Consider the following 19826-nt stretch of genomic DNA (forward strand, 5'->3'; position numbering starts at 1 on the left):
CAGGGGTGCGCGGGCTTGTCAGGCGAATTTGCCCCGGGCCGCGGACGGGGGCAGGGCCGCGCCGGCGGCGGGTGCGGCCCTGCCCCCGGGGTCAGCCGGTGAGTTCGTCGATCGCCGTCCGCAGGCGGCGCACGCCCTCGACGATCTCCGTGGGGCCGGCGACACCCGCGAAACTCAGCCGGATGTGGCCGGCGGGGGGTTCGGCGCAGAAGTAGGGGCGGCCGGGGGCGGCGGTGACCCCGGCCCGCAGGGCGCCGGCGAGGAGGGAGGCCTCGGGGAGGGTGTCGGGGAGGCGCAGCCAGAGCTGGTAGCCGCCGGAGGGGATGTACGGCAGGGCGAGTTCGGGGAGGTGGAGGGCGAGGGAGCCGGTCATGACCTCCCGGCGGCTCTTGAGCTCCTGGGCGACGGCCCGGAGGTGGCGGGGCCAGGCCGGGGAGCCGACGAGTTCGAGCGCGGCCTCCTGGAGGGGCCGGGGGACGAAGAAGCTGTCGACGACCTGGATGGCGCGCAGTCGTTCCAGGACGGGCCCGCGGGCGGCGAGGGCGCCCACGCGGAGGCTCGCCGAGGTGATCTTGGTGAGCGAGCGGACGTGGACGACGACGCCGTCGGGGTCGTCGGCGACGAGCGGCGCGGGGAGCGGCCCCGCGTCCGCGTGGACGAGGCGGCGGGCGAAGTCGTCCTCGACGACGAAGGCCCCGGCGGCGCGGGCGATGCGGACGACCTCGCGGCGGCGTTCGGGGCTCAGCGTGGTCCCGGTGGGGTTCTGGAAGAGCGGCTGGCTGACGAAGACGCGGGCGCCGGTGGCGCGGAAGGCGGCTTCGAGGAGTTCGGGGCGGACTCCGTCGGCGTCGGTCGGGACGGGGACGGGGCGGAGTCCGGCGGCGCGGGCGACGGCGAGCATGCCGGGGTAGGTGGGCGACTCGACGAGGACGGGGGTGCCGGGCGGGGCGAGGGCGCGCAGGGCCGTGGTGATCGCGGACTGGCCGCCGGCGGTGACCAGGATGTCGGCGGCGGTGATGCTGCCGCCGATCTCGCGGGCGAACCATTCGCGCAGCTCGGGCAGGCCGTCGGTGGGCGGTCTGCCCCAGGCTCCGGGGCGGCGGCCGGCCCGGGCGAGGGCCGCGGCGAGGGCGCTCTCGGGCTGGAGGGAGGGGTGGAGGTAGCCGCCGTTGAACTCGATCACGCCGGGCGGGGGCGCGGAGAGGGTGACGAGGACACCGGAGGCGTCGACGGCCCGGGGGACGAGTTCGGTGGCGGTGTCGGCGCTGAGGGCGACCTCCTGCCAGGAGGTGTCCCCGGCGACCGGCGTGGGGGTGCGCGGTTCGGCGCGGAAGGCGCCGGCGCCGGGGCGGGTGACGACGAGGCCTTCGGCGGCGAGCTGGGCGAGGGCCCGGGTGACGGTGACCGGGGAGACGTGGTAGCGCTCGACGAGCGCCCTACTCGATGGCAGCTTTCCACCGGGAGAGTAGCGGTCGAGTTCCACTCTCAGGGATTTCGCCAGTTCCGCGACACTGCTACGCTCATGCATGAGAATACAGGATAGCGCTACTGCCCCGACCACGATAGCGGTCACCGCTACCGGATCCCCCCGGACCGGGTCCACCGGCGCCGCCGCCCCGGCTGCCGCCACCGCGACACCGGCTGCCGGCGCGGTCCCCGCCGCCTCCACCCCCCGGACCAGCGGCACCCTGCTCGCCGGGCTCGGCGTGATCTCCTTCTCCCTCACCTTCCCCTCGACCGTCTGGGGCCTGGAGAGCTTCGGCCCCTGGTCGCTGGTGGCGGTGCGCTCCACCCTCGCCGCGCTCATCGCCGGCGTCTTCCTCCTCGCGGGCCGGGTGCCGCTGCCCGAGCGCCGTCACTGGGCGGGCCTCGCGGTGGTCGCCTGCGGTGTCGTCATCGGCTTCCCGCTCCTGACCACGCTGGCCCTGCAGACCTCCACCACCTCGCACGCCGCCGTGGTCGTGGGCCTCCTGCCGCTCACCACCGCGATCCTCGCCGCCGTGCGGACCGGCCGCCGGCCGTCCCGTACGTTCTGGGTCGCGGCGATCTCCGGCGCCGTGGTGGTGCTGGGCTTCACGCTCAAGGAGAGCGGCGGCTCGTTCTCCACGGGCGACCTGTACCTCTTCGGGGCGCTGCTCGTGTGCGCGGCCGGGTACACCGAGGGGGGCCGGCTCGCCGCGCTCATGCCGGGCTGGCAGGTCATCGGCTGGGCCCTGGTCCTCTGCCTGCCGCTGATGGTGGCCGCCTCGGCCGTGACGCTGTCGATCGAGCCGGTCCATCTGAACGCGCACGGAATCATCGGCCTCGTCTGGGTCGCCGCCGGCTCCACCTTCTTCGGCCTGTACGTCTGGTACCGCGGCATGGCCGCGATCGGCATCCCCAAGGCCAGTCAACTCCAGCTCGCCCAGCCGCTCCTCACCCTCTTCTGGTCGGTCTTCCTCCTCGGCGAGACCCTGCCGCTCGCGGCGCCGGTCGCGGCGGTTGCGGTCCTGGTCTGCATCGCGGTCACCCAGCGGGCGAAGAGCTGACGCGACGAATCGGCGCGAAACGGGTCACAATGGCAGTCAGAGGCCCTGCGCAGTACAGGACAGGACAAGCCCGGTCGCGAGGAGGTCAGCCCGATGCAGGCGAGCGTGGGCGACAAGCTGCTGGTACACGGCCGGACCGTCGGTCATCACGACCGCACGGCCGAGGTCCTTCAGGTACTGGGAGAGAACGGCACTCCCCCGTACCGCGTGAAGTTCGACGACGACGGTCACGAGGCCCTGATGTCGCCGGGCCCCGACACCGTCGTACGCCACCGTCCGGAGATGGGGACCGGCTGAGTCCCCACCACCTGCCGAGCCCCTACTTGGGCGGACGGACCCGGGTCGGGTAGTGATCGGCCACCACGGTGGTCATCGCCCCGATCGGGTCCGCGGCGACCTCCTTCGCGGAGAAGAAGCAGTGACCGCCGACCGAGGGGTACGTGCGGGCGAGGGCCACGTGGCGTGAGAGTTCCCGCGGGTCCTGCCAGGCTGCGGGCTGGGCGGGATCGCCGGCCTTGTAGAGCGCCTCGCCGATGTAGAGGCCGACGCCCGTGTCCCGGAGCACCGCGTCCCACCAGGGCAGGAGCTTGGCGTAGTCGGCGGCGGGCAGCCCGATGTTCCAGTACAGCTGGGGGATCACGTAGTCGATCCAGCCCTCCCGGATCCATTTCCGGGTGTCGGCGTACAGATCGTCGTACGTCTGGACGCCGGCGCGGGTGTCCGAGCCCTCCGGGTCGGTGGCGATGTTCCGCCAGACCCCGAAGGGGCTGATGCCGAAGGCCGTGTGCTTCCTGGTCTCCTTGATCCGGGCGGCCATCTCCGAGACCAGCAGATCGGTGTTGTTCCGCCGCCAGGACGCCTTGTCGGGGAAGTCCCCGCCGTACCGTGCGTACGCCTCGTCGTCGGCGAGGACCTGTCCTGCCACCGGGTACGGATAGAAGTAGTCGTCCCAGTGCACGGCGTCGATGTCGTAGCGGCGCAGCGCGTCCAGCATCGCGTCCTGGACGAAGTTCCGGACTTCGGGCAGCCCCGGGTTGTAGTAGAGCTTCCCGCCGTAGGGCAGCACCCACTCCGGGTGGAGCCGGGCCGGATGGCCGGAGTCGAGCCGGCCCGGATCCGTGTGATGCGCCACGCGGTACGGGTTGAACCAGGCGTGCAGTTCGAGCCCCCGCGCATGGGCCTCGTCGACGGCCGTGCCCAGCGGATCCCAGCCCGGGTCCCGGCCCTGCGTGCCGGTCAGGTACTGCGCCCACGGTTCGTACGGCGAGGGCCACAGCGCGTCGGCGGTCGGCCGGACCTGCAGGACCACCGTGTTGAGCCGGCGCTCGACCGCCGTGTCCAGGTGGCGGAGGAGCTCGGCGCGCTGCTGCTCGGCGGGCAGACCGGCCCGGGAGGGCCAGTCGCGGTTGGCGACCGTCGCCAGCCACATGCCGCGGAACTCCCGCCGGCGGTGCGACGTCCCGGGCTCCGGCCGAGGCTTCGCCCGTAACGACTGCTCGGCGTCGGCCGCCGACGCCACTGTCGTTCCCGTCACGGCGAGCGCCGCTCCGGTGGCGCCGGCCACGAACCCTCTTCTGCCGATAGGCCGCACTTGTACCCCTCCTCTGTCGGATACGTCACACGCACCCGGACAGCATGCCCGCCCCGGACGATCGATCATCGGTTAATGAGCGGTAACGTCGTGGGGGTAGAGGCGGACGCACCCGGAATCACACGGGCCCCCCGCCGCCGGAGAAGAGCGAAAGGCACGAGGTGACGGACTCCATGGCCGACATTGAGCGCGTCGGAGTGGTGGGCTGCGGCCAGATGGGCGCGGGCATCGCAGAGGTGTGTGCCCGGAGCGGGCTCGAGGTGAAGGTCGCCGAGACCACCGGCGAGGCGCTGGAGATCGGCCGCACGCGGCTCTACAACTCGCTGAACAAGGCCGCCGAACGCGGCAAGATCAGCGAGGAGGAGCGGGACGCGACGCTCGCCCGTCTCAGCTTCACCACCGACCTGGGCGAGTTCGCCGACCGCGACCTCGTCATCGAGGCGGTCGTCGAGAACGAGCAGGTCAAGACCGAGATCTTCCAGGTCCTCGACCAGGTGATCACCCGGCCGGACGCGATCCTGGCCTCGAACACCTCCTCCATCCCGCTGGTCAAGCTGGCCGTGGCGACCTCCCGCCCCGACCAGGTCATCGGCATCCACTTCTTCAACCCGGCCCCGGTGCAGAAGCTCGTCGAGCTGATCCCGGCCCTCACCACCTCCGAGGGCACGATCAGCCGGGCCCAGGCCTTCGCGGAGAAGGTGCTCGGCAAGCACGCGATCCGCGCCCAGGACCGCTCCGGCTTCGTCGTCAACGCGCTGCTCGTGCCGTACCTGCTCTCGGCGATCCGGATGTTCGAGTCGGGCATCGCGAGCCGCGAGGACATCGACAACGGCATGGAGTTCGGCTGCGCCCACCCGATGGGCCCGCTGAAGCTCTCCGACCTGATCGGCCTGGACACGATCGCGTCGATCGCCGACTCGATGTACTCCGAGTTCAAGGAGCCGCTGTACGCCGCTCCCCCGCTGCTCCAGCGCATGGTGGACGCGGGCCGGCTGGGCCGGAAGACGGGCTCGGGCTTCTACCCGTACTCCTGAACAACCCTCCACAGACCCGGAGTCCGGCGTCCGACCCCTGACGCCGTCACTCCGGCCGGACGGCCCGTACACCCGCACAGGTACGGGCCGTCCGGCACTGGCTCCCCCACGTCTCAGCCGAGGCGCAGATGGTGGAGCATCAACAGCCCGGCCGCCATGTTGGCGGCCGGGATCTCGCCCCGGGCGATCATGTCGGGGATCTGTTTCAGCGGGATCCAGGCCCGCCGTGAGGACTCGAACGCGTCCTCCGGCGGCCCCGTGTAGGTGGCCCGTTCCGCCCAGTAGAGGTGGTGACGGGCGTCCGTCAGGCCGTTCGAGGGCTCGACGGTGAGGAGATGGCGCAGCGGCCCCGGCCGCCAGCCGGTCTCCTCCTCCATCTCGCGGGCGGCGGCGGCCTCGACGTCCTCGCCGTCCTCGACGACGCCGGCGGCCAGCTCCCAGCCCCAGCTGTCGGTGATGAAGCGGTGGCGCCAGAGCATCAGGACTTCGTCGGCCTCGTTGACGGCCGTCGCCACGGCGACCGGACGGAGCCGGATCAGATAGTGGTCGAGGTGGCGGCCGTCCGGGAGTTCGACGTCCGCGAGGTTCACTCGGAACCAGCGATTCTCATAGACGGAGCGTTCGCTCAGTTTCGTCCACTGCACGTTCTTGCCACCTTCCGATCGGTCGGTGCTTGTTTGGTGGCAATATCGCAGCAGTTGACGGCTCACAGGGGAACGCGTAGCGCCCCTTCGATGAGAGCGGCCGCCTCCCGGGCTTCCCCGCCGCCGCTCGCGAGGAGGCGCTTCCGCACCTGCGTGAGACGGTCCCGCAGCCGCCGCGACTCCATCCCCCGCGCCCGCTCCGTCATCTCCACCGCCGTGCGCGCCGCCCCGTCGGCCTCCCCCTGTCGCAGCTCGATCTGGCACAGCATGGCGAGCCGGTGCACCCGGCCCCGGTCGTGCGAGGGCATCCCGACCGCCTCCGAGGCGTGCTCGTGGGCCGCGTCGAGTTCACCCAGACCGAGGAGGGCCTCCGCCACCTGCACGTTGACGAACCCCGGCTGGACATAGCCCGTCTCCACCGGCTCCTCCCCCGGGCTGATCCGCTCCGCCGCCGTCTCGGCCCGCCGGATGCAGGCCAACGCGGCCACCCCGTCGCCCAGATGCGCGTACGCCTTCGCCTGCATCGCCGTCAGATCGGCGGCGAGCGCCGGGGTGATCTGCCGCCCGGCCGCCCGCAGCGCCGCCTCCGCGAACGCCACCGCCTGCCGGTATTCCCCCATGAACAGCGACTGGTTGACGAGGAGCGCGATCACGTACGCGCCGAGCCCCCGGTCCCCGCTCGCCTTCGCGAGCCGCAGCGCCTGGTGGAAGTAGCGCTGGGCCAGGCCGTGCGCGTCCGCGTCGTACGCGCAGATCCCGGCGACCGCGACGAGCCCGCCGGTGGCCCGGTGCAGCCGCCGGCCGAGCGCGTCGCTGTACGCGCCCCGGAGCAGCGGCGCGGTCTCGGTGTTGAGGAAGCCGACGATCCGGGCCCGGGTCGCGATGCCGCCGGCCCTGCGGTACATCTGCTCGTAGTGCGAGCGGGCGGCGCTCAGGACGGTGATGTCGGCCGGCGAGACCGTCGTCCGGCCCGTACGGGAGACGTCCACGTCCTCCGGCGGGTTCTCCCACTCCCACACCGGCATCACCGCCGGAGTGCCGGTGACGGCCGGGGCGGCGACTATGTGCGGCCGCTGCTGCTCGTCGGAGCGCCACAGCGCGGCCGCCCGCTCCACGAAGCCGGACAGCGGCGAACCGGCCGCCGGCGGCGGGCCGCCCGGCACCCCGAGGCCGATGTCGTCCAGGGTCACCTGCCGGTGCAGCCGGACGGCCAGCACCTCGCAGATCAGGTCCGGCACCTGGCCGCGCGGCCGCTGGCCCTTCAACCAGCGGGCCACGGCGGTGTGTTCGTACCGCAGGGCGAGGCCCCTGGCCCGGCCCGCCCGGTTCACATGGGCGGCCAGGCCGGCGTTCGAGACGCCCGCTTCGTCGAGCAGGGCATCGAGCAGGGTGTTGGGCTGCATGGCCGCTCCGGTCGCTCGCATGGCCGCTCCGCTCACTCGTATGGCCGCCCCGCCCGCTCGGTGAACTCAGCGTAGCGGTGGCCGATTTCGCACGGGGTGTGAACGAAGTACCCGTTCTCCCGGTCCGCGTACTCTGCCACGCTCGTCCCGGCCCCGGTTGACTGTGCTTCTCGCCGCAAGGCGACGACCGGGCCGCCGGCTCCCCCTCGTACAGTGCGGCCGCCCGGTCCGCGTCGCCCGCCCCGCTGATCTGCCCGACACTCCGTGGCGGGGCGGGCGACGCCGGTCCCGGTCCCCTCCGCTCAACAGTGGGAGGAGGGGGCGGGCCGGGGGCGGCGCAGCCCGGGTTCGGCGGGCTGCGCCGGCACCCGGACACGGTCGTTGCGTACGACGAGGAGCGCGATGTCGTCGGCGAGCCGGCCGCCCGTGTGGTGCAGCAGCGCCGCGTGGACCCGGTGGACCAGGGCGGCGGGCGCCTCGCCGGGCACCCCGGCGAGCGCGGCGTCGAGCGCGAAGAACCGGCCCCGGTGGTCACGGGCCTCCTCCGCGCCGTCGGTGTGCAGGACCAGCGTCTCGCCGGGCAGCAGCCGGGCCGCCGTGTACGGGGCGATTCCGGCGGGCAGCGGCAGTACCCCGAGCGGGGGCAGCGGGTCGCCGACCGGGAGCCGCTCCACCCGCTGTCCGAGCCGGTACGGGCCGGGGTGACCGCAGTTGAGGACGGCGAGACACCCGTCGGAGCGAACCTCCACGAGCAGCAGGGTGACGAACTCCTCCGCCGCCGGATGCTCGGGCTCCGCCCCGGCCCGCGCCGGATGCTCGTCCCGCGCCCGCTCCCGCAGATGGCGCTCCAGTGCCCGCTCCAACCGCCGCAGCACACCCGCGAGTTCGGCCTCGTCGTGGGCGGCCTCGCGGAAGCTGCCGAGCACCGCGACGACCGCGCCGAGCGCGGCGAGCCCGTGGCCCCGGACGTCCCCGATGACGATCCGTACCCCGTACGGGGTGGCCACCGCCTCGTACAGGTCCCCGCCGACGGAGGCACCCCGGGAGGCGGACAGCTGCCCCGCGGCCAGCGCGAGGCCGTCGAGACGGGCCGGCGGCGGGCGCAGCAGGACCCGCTGCGTGGCGGCCGCGACGGCCCGGGCCCGGGCCAGATCCCGGACGAGCCCGTGGCGGATGCCGAGGACCAGGCCGATGCCGACGGTGAGGAAGACGACGCTGGTGGCGATCCGCATGGGCAGCCCCGGCTGCCGGGCCAGCGGACAGCCGAACTTCCACGCCACGGCCACGGCGCCCCATGCGACGGGAAGTACGAGCGGGGCCGGCCGGCGGAGCCGGGAGCCCTCGGCGAGCAACGACCTGGTTCGGATCATGCACGGCCCTCCCTGAGGCCCTACAGCGCGCAGGCCCGCCCCTGCGGCCGCGTCGATTCTGTCGACGGTCCCGGTCACGGGGGAACATCCGCCAGACTTCTCACCCGAAGGAGTGAGCGCCACGTCCGCGCCGCCCCTCGCCATGGCCGCGCCACCCGCACAGACGCGGGATTCCCGTACAGGGATACGGGAATCCCGCGCGGGTGCGCGGGCCGGTCAGGCCGCCGTACCGGCCGCGATGCCCATGACCCGCGCGTAGAGCCGTTCGGCCCCGGTCAGGTCGCCGCGTCGCTGCCGGATGGCGCCCAGGGCGTTCAGCGACGGGGTGAGGCGGGGATCGTCGGGGCCGTAGGCGCGTTCGTAGAAATGCACCGCGAACCACAACGCCTCTTCCGCCTCGGCGGGCCGGCCCAGCGCTTCGAGCAGGATCCCCAGGGCCGACGCCGCCTCGGCCGTTTCGGCGGAGACGGGGCCGGCCGTGCTGTGGGCCGGCCGGAGGGCCGCGCGCAGTTCACGCTCGGCCTCGGCGTACCGGCCGTCGGCCCCGTACCGTCGTGCGCGAGCCAGGTGCCGGCGCCCCCGCCGCCGCCGTGTCGCCGCGTCCACGATGCCCGCCTCAGGAGCGCCGGGCGGAGACGGGCGTCGCGGCCGGGCGGTCCGCGGTGTTCCCGGCGAGGTGCTTCACCAGGTGGTTCACGACGTGTTCCGCGTCCCGCCCCGCGCCGCCGATGAGCATCGACGCGAAGGCGTACTGGAAGGCCAGGCCCGCGAAGTACAGCCCCGGCGACGAGGCCACCACGCCGCGCCGCTCCAGCGGCCAGCCGTCCTCCCCCGTGACCGGGATGTCGATCCAGGAGAAGTCCTGCCGGAATCCCGTGCACCAGACGACGTTCGCGACGTCGAGGACCCGGCCGCCGTCGAGGACCGGGAGACCGTCGCGCACACCGACGGTCCGCTCCGGGGCCAGATCGACGCCGACGCGGGAGAGGTCGGCCCGCTTGACCCGGATCAGCGGCCCGCCGTGGGCCCGGACGTCCGGACGGATCTTGCGGCCGATGGGCGTCCGGAGCGTCAGCACGTGCTGCGCCACGAACCACAGCACCGGGAAGATCGCGTGTGCCGGACCGCCCTCGATGTCGAACGGGATCTCGCCGTGGATCGTGCCGCTGAGCACGGTCGGGTGGCCGGCCGCGCCCACCTCGTAGGCGACGTCCCCGCCGGAGTGCGAGGCGCCGACCACCAGCACGCCGCCGGGCCGCAGCTGCGCCGGGTTCTTGTAGCTGCTGGAGTGCAGCTGGGTGATGCGGGGGTCGAGCGCGCCCGCGAAGCCGGGGACGTACGGGGTACGGCCGAATGTGCCCGAGGCGACGACGACGTGGTCGCACACATAGGCCGAGGTGCCCGTCTCCACGACGTAGCTCCCGTCCTCCCGTCCCACCCGGGTGACGCGCTGCCCGGTGCGGACGGGCAGAGCGAAGGCCTCGGCGTACGCCTCCAGGAAGTCGGCCATCTCGTCCTTGGTGGGAAAGGACATCGGCGGCGCGGGAAAGCGCATCCCGGGCAGCGAGGCGACCCGCGCCGGGCTGAACAGGCGCAGCGAGTCCCAATGGGAGCGCCAGTTGTCGCCCACCCGGTCCCCGCCGTCCAGGATCACGAACGGCCGGCCGCGCCGGGCGAGGTGGTATCCGGTGGCGAGACCCGCCTGACCGGCTCCGATGACGACCGTCTCGATGTGTTCCATCCCGTCGTTGGCGTTCATCGTCGTCCTCCTCCTTCGTTCCGTGTCATCGACACTAGGAACGCGGGGGCCGGGCCTGCTTCGGGAGAACGCCCCAATCCTGCGGCGCGGCGGCGATGGGTCGTTCTGCCCATCGGTAGGCCGCGGCCTACCCGGCGTGCCGCTCCCCGACCAGGTCGTGCTCGTAGGCGTACGCCGTGGCGGCGGACCGGGAGGAGAGGCCGAGCTTGCCGAAGATGTTGCTCAGGTGCCGGGCCACCGTCTTCTCGCTGAGGACCAGCTCGGCGGCGATCGCGTGGTTGGTACGACCGGTGGCGACGAGCCGCAGGACCTCGATCTCGCGGGGGCTGAGCCCGGTGTCGTCCGGTGGCCGCTCGTGGGTGAGCGCGTCGAGCCGGGCCAGGTCGGGGGCCGCGCCGAGCCGGCGGTACACCTGACGGGCCGTGTCCAGTTCCAGCCGGGCCGTGCCGGTGTCCCCCAGCCGCTGCCGGGCGAGCCCGAGCAGCTCGCGGGAGCGCGCCCCGTCGTAGGGTGCCCCGAGGTCGCCCCAGGTCCGGCACGCGTCGAGCAGGGCGTCGAGGGCCGCCGCGGCATCGCCCTCGGCGAGGAGGACGGCCCCGCGCGCGTGGGCGGCGACGGCGCGCAGCAGCGGGGCACCGATGTCGTCGGCGATCTTCGACAGCTCGTCCGCGGCGGCCCGGGACCGGGGCACGTCCCCGGCGGCCAGCATGATCTCCACGTACGCGGCCAGCACCGTCGCCCGGCGCAGCCGGTCCGGCGTCTCGTCCGCGAGGCCCCGGATCGCCCCGACGGCCGCGTCGATCCGCCCCTGGGCCAGCCACAGCTGCGCCAGTCCCGGCTGAGCGGGGTGCCCGCACTCCCCGGCCCGGCGGTAGCCCTCCTCGGCCCTGGCGAAGGTGCCGCGCACCCGGTGCAGCTCGGCCTGCTGGTAGAGGGCCATGCCGAGCGCCGATCGGTTCAACGGCTCGGAAAGCCGTTCGCACGCCTGCCGCGCCTCGTCCAGCGCGTCCGGCCAGGCACCACGGGTCTGAAGGACCTGGGAGCGGTGGACCAGGCACTGGCCGCGGTAGGGCACGAGATCCGGCTGAGCGGCGCACCAGTCGGACAGCGCCGCCGTCCACTCCTGCGCGCGCCGCAGGTCGAAGATCTCCTGGCAGGCCTCGATGACGCTGCAGTAGACCATCCCGGTCACCAGCGGCGACACCTCGCCGGCGCTGACCGCGACCATGACCTCGTCGAGCAGGGCGACGCCGGCGGCGGTCTCGCCACCGTAGATCAGGGCCCGTCCCTGGCCGTGCCGGGCCAGGGCCACGAGGTCCGGGTCCACGAAGCGCTCCCCGATCGCGGCGGCCTCGGTGAACGTGGCGTACGCCGCCGCGTGGTCCTTGTGGATGAGCCGAAGGCCCTGGGGGAACAGCACATAGCCCTGTTCCACGCAGTCGAGCCGTGTGTCGTCGAGCAGCCGCTGGGCCCGGGCGAGCCAGCCGCCGCCCCGCGCTCTCTCGCCGCGCAGGAGAAGCGGCATGGCCATCCAGAAGGCGCACCGCACCGCCCGCCCCGTCTCACCGAGGCTCAGGTACGCGTGATGCGCCCGCTCGGTCGCCGCGCCGCACTCCGCGTCGTATCCGACCAGGTAGGCGGCGGTCGCCCAGCGCACGAGGTCGTCGGGCCCGAGCGGCTGCCCGCCGTCGGCGTCCGAGAACCCGGTGTAGGCCTCCCACCACTCCTGGCGAGCGAAGGCGTCCCGGGCCCGTCCGAGTTCCGCAGCCACGTCCATGACGCGCCTCCCACGACCATTGCACCGCACGGCCGCGGGCTTGTCAGGCCGGACCATGCAGGAGGGGCCGGCCCGGAGTCTTCCGGACCGGCCCCTCCTGGGGTGTGCGTGCTACGCGCCGCGCAGGACGGCGCCGGTGCGCTCGGCGGCCAGGGCCACCGCGGCGTCACGGGCCGCGCTGGCCTCGTCGACGGTCAGGGTGCGGTCCTCGGCGCGGAACTTCAGCGCGTACGCCAGGGACTTGCTGCCCTCACCGAGCTGGTCGCCGGTGTAGACGTCGAACAGCCGGATGGACTCCAGGAGGTCACCCGCGCCCTCGACGAGGGCGGCCTCGACCTCGGTGGCCGGGACGCCGGAGCCGACGACCAGGGCGACGTCCTGGGTGGCGACCGGGAAGGAGGAGATCCGGGGGGCCTTCACAGGACCCTCGTTCGCCTTCTCCAGGAGGTCCAGGTCGATCTCCATCGCGCAGGCGCGGGCCGGCAGGCCGAACGCCTTCACCACGCGCGGGTGGAGCTCGCCGGCGTGGCCGACGAGGACCTTCTCGCCGTCCACCTCGACGTGGAACGCGGCGCAGCGGCCCGGGTGCCAGGGCGCGTGCTGGTCGGCGCTGATGATCAGCTCGACCCCGGCCTCGGCGGCCACGGCCCGGCCGGCCTCGATGGCGTCCGCCCAGTCGGACGGACGGCCCTTGCCCCACCAGCCGGCCTGCTCGCGCGCACCGGCGAGGACGACGGCGGCGCGGCGCGGCTGCTCGGGCAGCGCGGCGTTGACCGAGGCGATCTGCTCGTCGGAGGGGCGGCGGTCGACGGGCAGCCGGACGGCGACGCCCGGCTGGCCCTCGGTGGGACGGAAGACCAGACCGGTCTCGAAGAGCGCCAGGTCGTGGCTGCCACGGCTGTCGTTGCGGCGGAGCGCGCCGAGCAGGCCCGGGAGCAGCGTCGTACGGAGCGCGGGCTCCTCGTCGGAGAGCGGGTTGACCAGCTTCACGAGGCGGCGACGGGCGTCGTCCGCGTCGAGACCGAGGTGGTCGAGGGCCTGCTCGCCGATGAACGGGTAGTTCAGCGCCTCGACGTAGCCGGCGCCGGCCAGGGCGCGGCCCACCCGGCGGTGGGTGCGCTGGCGCTCGGTGAGCCCGCGGCCGGCCGGGGGCTTCGGCAGCGTGGAGGGCAGGTTCTCGTAGCCCTCCAGGCGGATGACCTCTTCGGCCAGGTCGTTCGGCACGTAGAGGTCGGGACGCCACGACGGGACGGTGACGACGAGCTCGTCCTGGCCGTAGACGTCGCAGCCGACCTCCTGGAGGCGGCGGACGACGATCTCACGGCCGTAGTCGACACCCGCGACCTTGTCGGGGTGGTTCGCCGGCATGGTGATGGTGTGCGGCGCGGAGGGAGCGGCGATCTCGGTGACGCCGGCCTCGGCGGTGCCGCCCGCGAGGAGCACGAGCAGGTCGACCGTGCGCTGCGCGGCCGCGGCCGCGGCCTGCGGGTCGACGCCGCGCTCGAAGCGCTTGGACGCCTCGGAGGCCAGCTTGTGGCGGCGGGCCGTGCGGGCGATCGAGATCGCGTCGAAGTGCGCGGCCTCGATGACGACCTCGGTGGTGCCGGTGACGATGCCGGTCTCCGGGTCGGTGACCGGGTCGGCGATCTCGGTGTTGGCGCCGCCCATGACACCGGCGAGGCCGATCGGCCCGCGGTTGTCGGTGATGACCAGGTCACCGGAGTCGAGGACACGCGCGGTGCCGTCGAGGGTGGTGAACTTCTCGCCGGCGGCGGCACGGCGGACCCCGATGGGGCCGTCGATGCGGCTGCGGTCGTAGGCGTGCAGCGGCTGGCCGAGTTCGATCATCACGTAGTTGGTGATGTCGACGGCGAGCGAGATCGGGCGCATGCCGACCTTCTGCAGCCGGCGCTGCAGCCAGATCGGGCTGCGGGCCTCGGGGTCGAGGCCGACGACCGTACGGGCCGTGAAGCGGTCGCAGCCGATCGGGTCGGCGATCTGGACCGGGTAGCCGTACGAGTTGGGCGCGGGCACGTCGAGGAGCGCCGGGTCGCGCAGCGGCAGGCCGTAGGCGGTGGCCGTCTCGCGGGCGACGCCGCGGATCGACAGGCAGTAGCCGCGGTCCGGGGTGACGGCGATGTCGAGGACCTCGTCGAAGAGCTCCAGGAGGACCGTGGCGTCGGTGCCGACCTCGTGCTCCGGCGGCAGCACGATGATGCCGTGCGTGCCGTCGTCGCCCATGCCGAGCTCGTCGCCGGAGCAGATCATGCCCCGGGAGACGCGGCCGTACGTCGTGCGCTCGGCGATCCGGAAGTCTCCGGGCAGCACGGCGCCGGGCAGGGCCACGACGACCTTGTCGCCCTCGGCGAAGTTCCGGGCGCCGCAGATGATCTCCTGGGGCTCGCCGGTGCCGTTGGCCTGGCCGACGTCGACGGTGCAGAAGCGGATGGGCTTCTTGAACTCTGTCAGCTCCTCGATGGTGAGGACCTTGCCGACCACCAGCGGGCCGGTCAGGCCGGCGCCGAGCTGCTCGACGGTCTCGACCTCGAGGCCTGCCGAAATGAGCTTGGCCTGGACGTCACGCCCGGTCTCCGTCGCCGGCAGGTCGACGTACCCCCGCAGCCAAGAAAGCGGGACCCGCATCAGATCTCCATCCCGAACGGCCGGGTGAACCGGACGTCACCCTCGACCATGTCTCGCATGTCTTCGACGTTGTGGCGGAACATCAGCATCCGCTCGATGCCGAACCCGAAGGCGAATCCGCTGTACTTCTCGGGGTCCACACCGCAGGCGACGAGCACCTTCGGGTTGACCATGCCGCAGCCGCCGAGCTCGATCCAGCCCTCGCTGCCGCAGGTGCGGCAGGGACGGTCCGGGTTGCCGACGGACTCGCCGCGGCAGACGTAGCAGAGCATGTCCATCTCTGCGGACGGCTCGGTGAAGGGGAAGAAGTTCGGCCGCAGCCGGGTCTTCATGTCCGGGCCGAAGAGCGCCTGGACCATGTGGTCGAGGGTGCCCTTGAGGTCGGCCATGGTCAGGCCCTCGTCGACGGCGAGCAGCTCGATCTGGTGGAAGACCGGGGTGTGCGTGGCGTCGAGCTCGTCGGTGCGGTAGACGCGGCCGGGGCACACGACGTAGACCGGGGGCTCCCGGTCGATGAGCGTGCGGGCCTGGACCGGCGAGGTGTGCGTACGGAGCACGACGCCGGACTCGTCGCCGGTCGTCCCCTCGGGGCCCTGGACGAAGAAGGTGTCCTGCATCTGCCGGGCCGGGTGGTCCGGGACGAAGTTGAGGGCGTCGAAGTTGAACCACTCCGCCTCTACCTCGGGGCCCTCGGCGACCTCGTACCCCATGGAGACGAACACGTCGGCGACGCGCTCCATGAGGGTGGTCAGCGGGTGCCGGGCACCGGCCGGGACGCGGTCGTACGGCAGGGTGACGTCGACGGCCTCCTCGACGAGGACGCGCGCGTCGCGCTCGGCCTCCAGCTCGGTCTGCCGGGCGGCGAGCGCCTTGGAGACGATGCCGCGGGCCTGGCCCACGAGCTTTCCGGCGGCGGCCTTGGCCTGCGGCGGCAGGGCACCGATCTCCCGGTTGGCGAGCGCCAGCGGCGAGGTGCCACCGGTGTGCGCCGTCTTCTCGTGCGCGAGCGCGTCGAGGTCGCCCGCGGCGGCGAAGGCGGCGAGCGCCTCGTCCCGCATGCGCTCGATCTCTTCCGGTTTCAGTGCCTCGACCTCAACCGGGTCGTACGACTTATTGGGTGCGGACATCTCTTCCCGTGCTTCCGTTGGCTGGCTGGGCGGCCCCGCTCGACGTCAAGGGCGCAAACGTGCCAAAGGACGAGTCTAACGGGGCGCGGGGACGCGAATGAGCCCGTGGGCAGACCGGGCGGCTCCAGATCTCGTACGGTCTCGACTGCTGAGACGTCAGAGAAGGTGGGCCGGGGTGCCGACGGGCAGGATAAATCGGAACTCGGCCCCGCCACGGGGGCCCCGTCCGACGGTGATGGTGCCGCCGTGGGCCTCGACGACGCCCTTGACGATGTAGAGGCCGAGGCCGGTGCCGCCGCGCTTGCTGCCCCGCCAGAAGCGGGTGAAGACGCGGCTCATCGACGCTTCGGGGATGCCGGGTCCCTCGTCGCTCACGGTGACCTCCGTCCCCTCTTCTCCGTCGTCGCCCAGCGTGGTGGGTGCCACCTCGATGGTGACGGTTCCCTCGCCGTGGCGCACCGCATTTTCGAGGAGGTTCCCGAGGATCTGGTCGATCTTGTCGGGGTCGGCCCAGAGCGCGGGCAGCTGGGGCCTGATCCGTACGAAGAAACGGTCCGGGGACTGGCCGCCGGTGGTGTGCACCTGGATGTGCCGGCCGACGGCGGCGGCGATGTCGACGGGCTGGCGGCGCACTTCGAGGCGGCCGGAGTCGATCCGGGAGATGTCGAGGAGTTCGGCGATGAGCCGCTTGATGCGGCCCGCGTCGGCGTCGACCGTCTCCAGCATGAGCCGCTTCTGCTCGTCGTTGAACCGCTCCCACTTGTCGAGGAGGGTGGCGGTGAAACCCTTCACGGAGGTGAGCGGGGAGCGCAGCTCGTGGGCGACGGTGGCGATGAGCTCGGCGTGGCTGCGCTCGGTGCGGCGGCGCGCCTCGGTGCCGCGCAGGGAGACCACGACCCGGCGGACGGGTCCCGTGGGGTGCTCGCGGACGTACCGGGCGGAGACGAGGACCTCGCGGCCGCCGGGGAGCAGCAGGTTGCGCTCGGGCTGGCCGCGGCGGATGGAGAGGCCGCCGTACGGATCGGTCAGGGCCCACCAGCGGCGTCCCTTGAGGTCCTCCAGGGGCAGCGCCTGGTCGAGCGGGAGGCCGAGGGCCCGGTCGCCGGGGACTGCGGTGATGCGGCCGGCGGCGGCGTTGAAGCAGACGACGCGGCCGGTCTCGTCGGCGATGACGAGACCGTCGGGCAGGTCGTCGGGATCGAGTCCGGCAAAGCCGTCGACCGCCGCGGATCCGGGCGGCTCAGGCGCGCTTCCGGGCGGTGTCGGGGCGTGCGGCGCGGCGCTCCGTGCCTGTGCGGGACTGTCCGTGCCGACCGTCATCCCCGTTCCCCACCCCTCCGTGTAGCGCAGTGGGCCCCCGAATGCGTCACTCTACTGGGCGGGGAGGGCGGAATGGACCCTTCAGGCGGAGGTTCGGGGGCGCTGGGCGCGCGCGGAGGCGTACAGGCAGACCGCTGCGGCGGTGGCGAGGTTGAGGCTCTCGGCCTTGCCGTGGATCGGGACGCGGACGACGGCGTCGGCGAGCGCCCGGGTCTCCTCGGGCAGCCCCCAGGCCTCGTTGCCGAAGATCCAGGCGGTGGGCCCGCCCATGGTGCCGGCGTCGAGCTCGTCGTCGAGGTCGTCCTGGCCGGCCCCGTCGGCGGCGAGGATCCGTACGCCCGCGCCCTTGAGTCCTGCGACGGCCTGCTCGACGGGGACGCCGACGGCCACCGGCAGGTGGAAGAGGGAGCCGACGGAGGCGCGGACGGACTTGGGGTTGTAGAGGTCGACGGAGGCGTCGGTGAGGACGACGGCGTCGGCGCCGGCCGCGTCGGCGCAGCGCAGCACGGTGCCGGCGTTCCCGGGGTCGCGGACGTGCGCGAGGACGGCGACCAGTTTGGGCTTGGCGGCGATGATCTCCTCGAACGGCGAGTCGAGGAACCGGCAGACGCCGACGAGGCCCTGCGGGGTGACGGTCTGGGAGACCTCGGCGAGGACGGCGTCGGAGGCGAAGTGGACGCGGGCGCCGGCGGCGCGGGCGGCGTCGACGATGGCGGTGTAGCGCTCGGCGGCCTCGACGGTGGTGAACAGCTCGACGAGAGTGGGCTCTCCGCCGCTGCCGCGGTGCTCGACGGCCTCGCGGACGGCCTGGGGGCCCTCGGCGATGAAGAGGCGGTCCTTGCCCCGGAAGTTGCGCTTGGCGAGCCGCCGGGCGGCGACGACGCGCGGGGAACGCGGGGAGATCAGCTCGGGGGTGACCATGAGGTGCGGCGGTTCTCTCTTCGGTGCCGGGACTACGGGTTTTCGGGGGCCGACGCACCCGGACCCGCAGGCGCGAGCGCGCTTGCGGGTCCGGGCGGAAGTACTGCGGCCTGGAAGATCAGGCGGCGACCTTCGGGGCGTTGACGTCGGCCGGGAGGGCCTTCTGCGCGACCTCGACCAGCGCGGCGAACGCGTTGATGTCGTTGACGGCCAGCTCGGCGAGGATCTTGCGGTCCACCTCGATGTTGGCGGCCTTCAGACCCTGGATGAGGCGGTTGTACGTCATGCCGTTCTGGCGGGCAGCGGCGTTGATGCGCTGGATCCACAGCTGACGGAAGTCGCCCTTGCGCTTCTTGCGGTCGTTGTAGTTGTAGACCAGCGAGTGGGTGACCTGCTCCTTGGCCTTGCGGTACAGGCGCGAACGCTGACCGCGGTAGCCGGAGGCCGCCTCGAGGATCGCCCGGCGCTTCTTGTGGGCGTTGACTGCCCGCTTGACGCGTGCCACTTGTTAACTCCTTGTAGCGGGGTCGTGGTTGGACTCACACGACCCGAAAAACGAATGGGTCCCGGACTTGGCCGGAAGCCCCCGTCACCGAGGGCGGGTGATCAGATCAGATGCCCAGCATCTTCTTGATCTTGGCCGCGTCGCCCGGGGCCATCTCGGCGTTGCCGGTGAGGCGACGCGTCAGCTTGGACGACTTGTGCTCGAGCAGGTGGCGCTTACCGGCGCGCTCGCGCAGGATCTTGCCGGAGCCGGTGACCTTGAAGCGCTTCTTGGCACCGGAGTGCGTCTTGTTCTTCGGCATCGCGCCGTATCTCCTCGTCAGTGGCGCTCCCCCGGTGCGGGCACCGGTCAAGCGGGAGCGTCAATTCTTCGTGTGGTGGTTCCGGGCGGGGCCCAGGGCTGCCTGGATGGCAGCCCGTCGGGTCACGCCTCGGGGGTCTCGGCCGGGGCCTCGGCGACCGGGGCCTCGTCGGCCGGAGCCTCGGACGTCTCCTCGGCGGTGACGCCCTGGCGCTCGGCCTTGCGTGCGGCCTGGGCCTCACGCGCCTCGGCCATGGCCTCGGTCTTCTTCTTGTGCGGGCCGAGAACCATGATCATGTTCCGGCCGTCCTGCTTCGGGTTGGACTCGATGAAGCCAAGCTCCTCGACGTCCGACGCCAGCCGCTGCAGCAGCCGGAAGCCAAGCTCGGGGCGGGACTGCTCACGACCACGGAACATGATCGTGATCTTGACCTTGTCGCCCTGCTTGAGGAACCGGACGACGTGACCCTTCTTGGTGTCATAGTCGTGCGGGTCGATCTTCGGCCGGAGCTTCATCTCCTTGATGACCGTGTGCGCCTGGTTCTTGCGCGCCTCACGGGCCTTCATGGCCGACTCGTACTTGAACTTCCCGTAGTCCATGAGCTTGCACACGGGCGGACGGGCGTTCGCCGCGACCTCGACCAGGTCGAGGTCGTACTCCTGTGCGAGCTCCAGGGCCTTGGCAAGCGGAACAATCCCGACCTGCTCGCCGCTGGGTCCGACAAGTCGCACCTCGGGAACGCGAATCCTGTCGTTGATGCGGGGCTCGGCGCTGATGGATCCTCCTCGGTAGCACCACGCGACCGCCTGGCGGACGGACGCGCAACGTCTGTTTTCTGAAGACCAACCGAGCCGGTACATGAAAAATGCCCCGGACGGGACACAGGCGGGGCTCCACAGAAAT

The 19826-nt window shown here is 72.7% G+C and carries 18 protein-coding genes; 3 read left to right on the forward strand and 15 right to left on the reverse strand.

The window, feature by feature from the left end; all coding sequences use genetic code 11:
* Positions 1 to 91: 91 nt before the first annotated feature.
* Positions 92 to 1528: an aminotransferase-like domain-containing protein gene (locus tag AC07AW_RS22135; protein WP_478817183.1), complete on the reverse strand. Its 1437-nt coding sequence runs from the start codon at positions 1526 to 1528 to the stop codon at positions 92 to 94.
* On the opposite strand from AC07AW_RS22135, the gene AC07AW_RS22140 reads away from it, so the two are divergent.
* Positions 1527 to 2528 (forward strand): DMT family transporter, encoded by a 1002-nt coding sequence (locus tag AC07AW_RS22140; protein ID WP_478817184.1) that lies wholly within the window; start codon positions 1527 to 1529, stop codon positions 2526 to 2528. The two genes, AC07AW_RS22135 and AC07AW_RS22140, sit on opposite strands and share 2 nt — an antisense overlap.
* Before the next feature lie 93 nt (positions 2529 to 2621).
* Positions 2622 to 2825 carry a DUF1918 domain-containing protein gene (locus AC07AW_RS22145; protein WP_478817185.1) on the forward strand — a complete coding sequence of 68 codons (204 nt, stop codon included), beginning with the start codon at positions 2622 to 2624 and terminating at the stop codon, positions 2823 to 2825.
* A 22-nt stretch (positions 2826 to 2847) separates the two neighbouring features.
* Here the strand turns inward: AC07AW_RS22145 and AC07AW_RS22150 are convergent, their stop codons facing one another.
* The gene (locus tag AC07AW_RS22150; RefSeq protein WP_478817186.1) at positions 2848 to 4119 is read right to left on the reverse strand and encodes a glycoside hydrolase family 10-like protein; all 1272 of its coding nucleotides are present in this window, start codon (positions 4117 to 4119) and stop codon (positions 2848 to 2850) included.
* Between the two features lie 173 nt (positions 4120 to 4292).
* On the opposite strand from AC07AW_RS22150, the gene AC07AW_RS22155 reads away from it, so the two are divergent.
* On the forward strand, positions 4293 to 5153 hold the full coding sequence (locus AC07AW_RS22155) for a 3-hydroxybutyryl-CoA dehydrogenase (protein WP_190160426.1): 861 nt from the start codon (positions 4293 to 4295) through the stop codon (positions 5151 to 5153).
* Between the two features lie 113 nt (positions 5154 to 5266).
* On the opposite strand, the gene AC07AW_RS22160 is transcribed toward AC07AW_RS22155, so the two are convergent.
* The 13 genes from AC07AW_RS22160 to infC all read right to left on the reverse strand — a co-directional run bounded on the left by AC07AW_RS22160 (position 5267) and on the right by infC (position 19783).
* A complete protein-coding gene (locus AC07AW_RS22160) occupies positions 5267 to 5797 on the reverse strand; it encodes an NUDIX hydrolase (RefSeq protein WP_369143242.1) in 531 nt (176 codons plus the stop codon).
* A gap of 62 nt (positions 5798 to 5859) precedes the next feature.
* Complete coding sequence (locus tag AC07AW_RS22165; RefSeq protein WP_478817388.1) at positions 5860 to 7200, reverse strand: transcriptional regulator; 1341 nt, start codon at positions 7198 to 7200, stop codon at positions 5860 to 5862.
* A gap of 302 nt (positions 7201 to 7502) precedes the next feature.
* On the reverse strand, positions 7503 to 8570 hold the full coding sequence (locus AC07AW_RS22170; RefSeq protein ID WP_478817187.1) for a PP2C family protein-serine/threonine phosphatase: 1068 nt from the start codon (positions 8568 to 8570) through the stop codon (positions 7503 to 7505).
* A gap of 216 nt (positions 8571 to 8786) precedes the next feature.
* Positions 8787 to 9176 carry a tetratricopeptide repeat protein gene (locus AC07AW_RS22175; protein WP_478817188.1) on the reverse strand — a complete coding sequence of 130 codons (390 nt, stop codon included), beginning with the start codon at positions 9174 to 9176 and terminating at the stop codon, positions 8787 to 8789.
* Positions 9177 to 9186: 10 nt separating this feature from the next.
* Positions 9187 to 10329: a flavin-containing monooxygenase gene (locus tag AC07AW_RS22180; RefSeq protein ID WP_478817189.1), complete on the reverse strand. Its 1143-nt coding sequence runs from the start codon at positions 10327 to 10329 to the stop codon at positions 9187 to 9189.
* A 127-nt stretch (positions 10330 to 10456) separates the two neighbouring features.
* A complete protein-coding gene (locus AC07AW_RS22185; protein ID WP_478817190.1) occupies positions 10457 to 12106 on the reverse strand; it encodes a LuxR C-terminal-related transcriptional regulator in 1650 nt (549 codons plus the stop codon).
* A 111-nt stretch (positions 12107 to 12217) separates the two neighbouring features.
* Positions 12218 to 14749, reverse strand: a complete 2532-nt coding sequence (gene pheT, locus AC07AW_RS22190; protein ID WP_478817191.1) for a phenylalanine--tRNA ligase subunit beta — start codon at positions 14747 to 14749, stop codon at positions 12218 to 12220.
* Complete coding sequence (gene pheS, locus AC07AW_RS22195) at positions 14749 to 15876, reverse strand: phenylalanine--tRNA ligase subunit alpha (RefSeq protein WP_478817192.1); 1128 nt, start codon at positions 15874 to 15876, stop codon at positions 14749 to 14751. The genes pheT and pheS overlap by 1 nt, the downstream gene beginning before the upstream one ends.
* Before the next feature lie 156 nt (positions 15877 to 16032).
* Positions 16033 to 17196: a sensor histidine kinase gene (locus AC07AW_RS22200; protein ID WP_478817193.1), complete on the reverse strand. Its 1164-nt coding sequence runs from the start codon at positions 17194 to 17196 to the stop codon at positions 16033 to 16035.
* Between the two features lie 81 nt (positions 17197 to 17277).
* Positions 17278 to 18117: a TrmH family RNA methyltransferase gene (locus AC07AW_RS22205; RefSeq protein WP_478817194.1), complete on the reverse strand. Its 840-nt coding sequence runs from the start codon at positions 18115 to 18117 to the stop codon at positions 17278 to 17280.
* Between the two features lie 118 nt (positions 18118 to 18235).
* Positions 18236 to 18622 (reverse strand): 50S ribosomal protein L20, encoded by a 387-nt coding sequence (rplT, locus tag AC07AW_RS22210; RefSeq protein WP_056566486.1) that lies wholly within the window; start codon positions 18620 to 18622, stop codon positions 18236 to 18238.
* A 106-nt stretch (positions 18623 to 18728) separates the two neighbouring features.
* The gene (rpmI, locus tag AC07AW_RS22215; protein ID WP_015032399.1) at positions 18729 to 18923 is read right to left on the reverse strand and encodes a 50S ribosomal protein L35; all 195 of its coding nucleotides are present in this window, start codon (positions 18921 to 18923) and stop codon (positions 18729 to 18731) included.
* Positions 18924 to 19045: 122 nt separating this feature from the next.
* A complete protein-coding gene (gene infC, locus AC07AW_RS22220) occupies positions 19046 to 19783 on the reverse strand; it encodes a translation initiation factor IF-3 (protein ID WP_478817389.1) in 738 nt (245 codons plus the stop codon).
* Between the last annotated feature and the right edge of the window lie 43 nt (positions 19784 to 19826).

This window comes from Streptomyces sp. NPDC044003 (assembly GCF_056435185.1).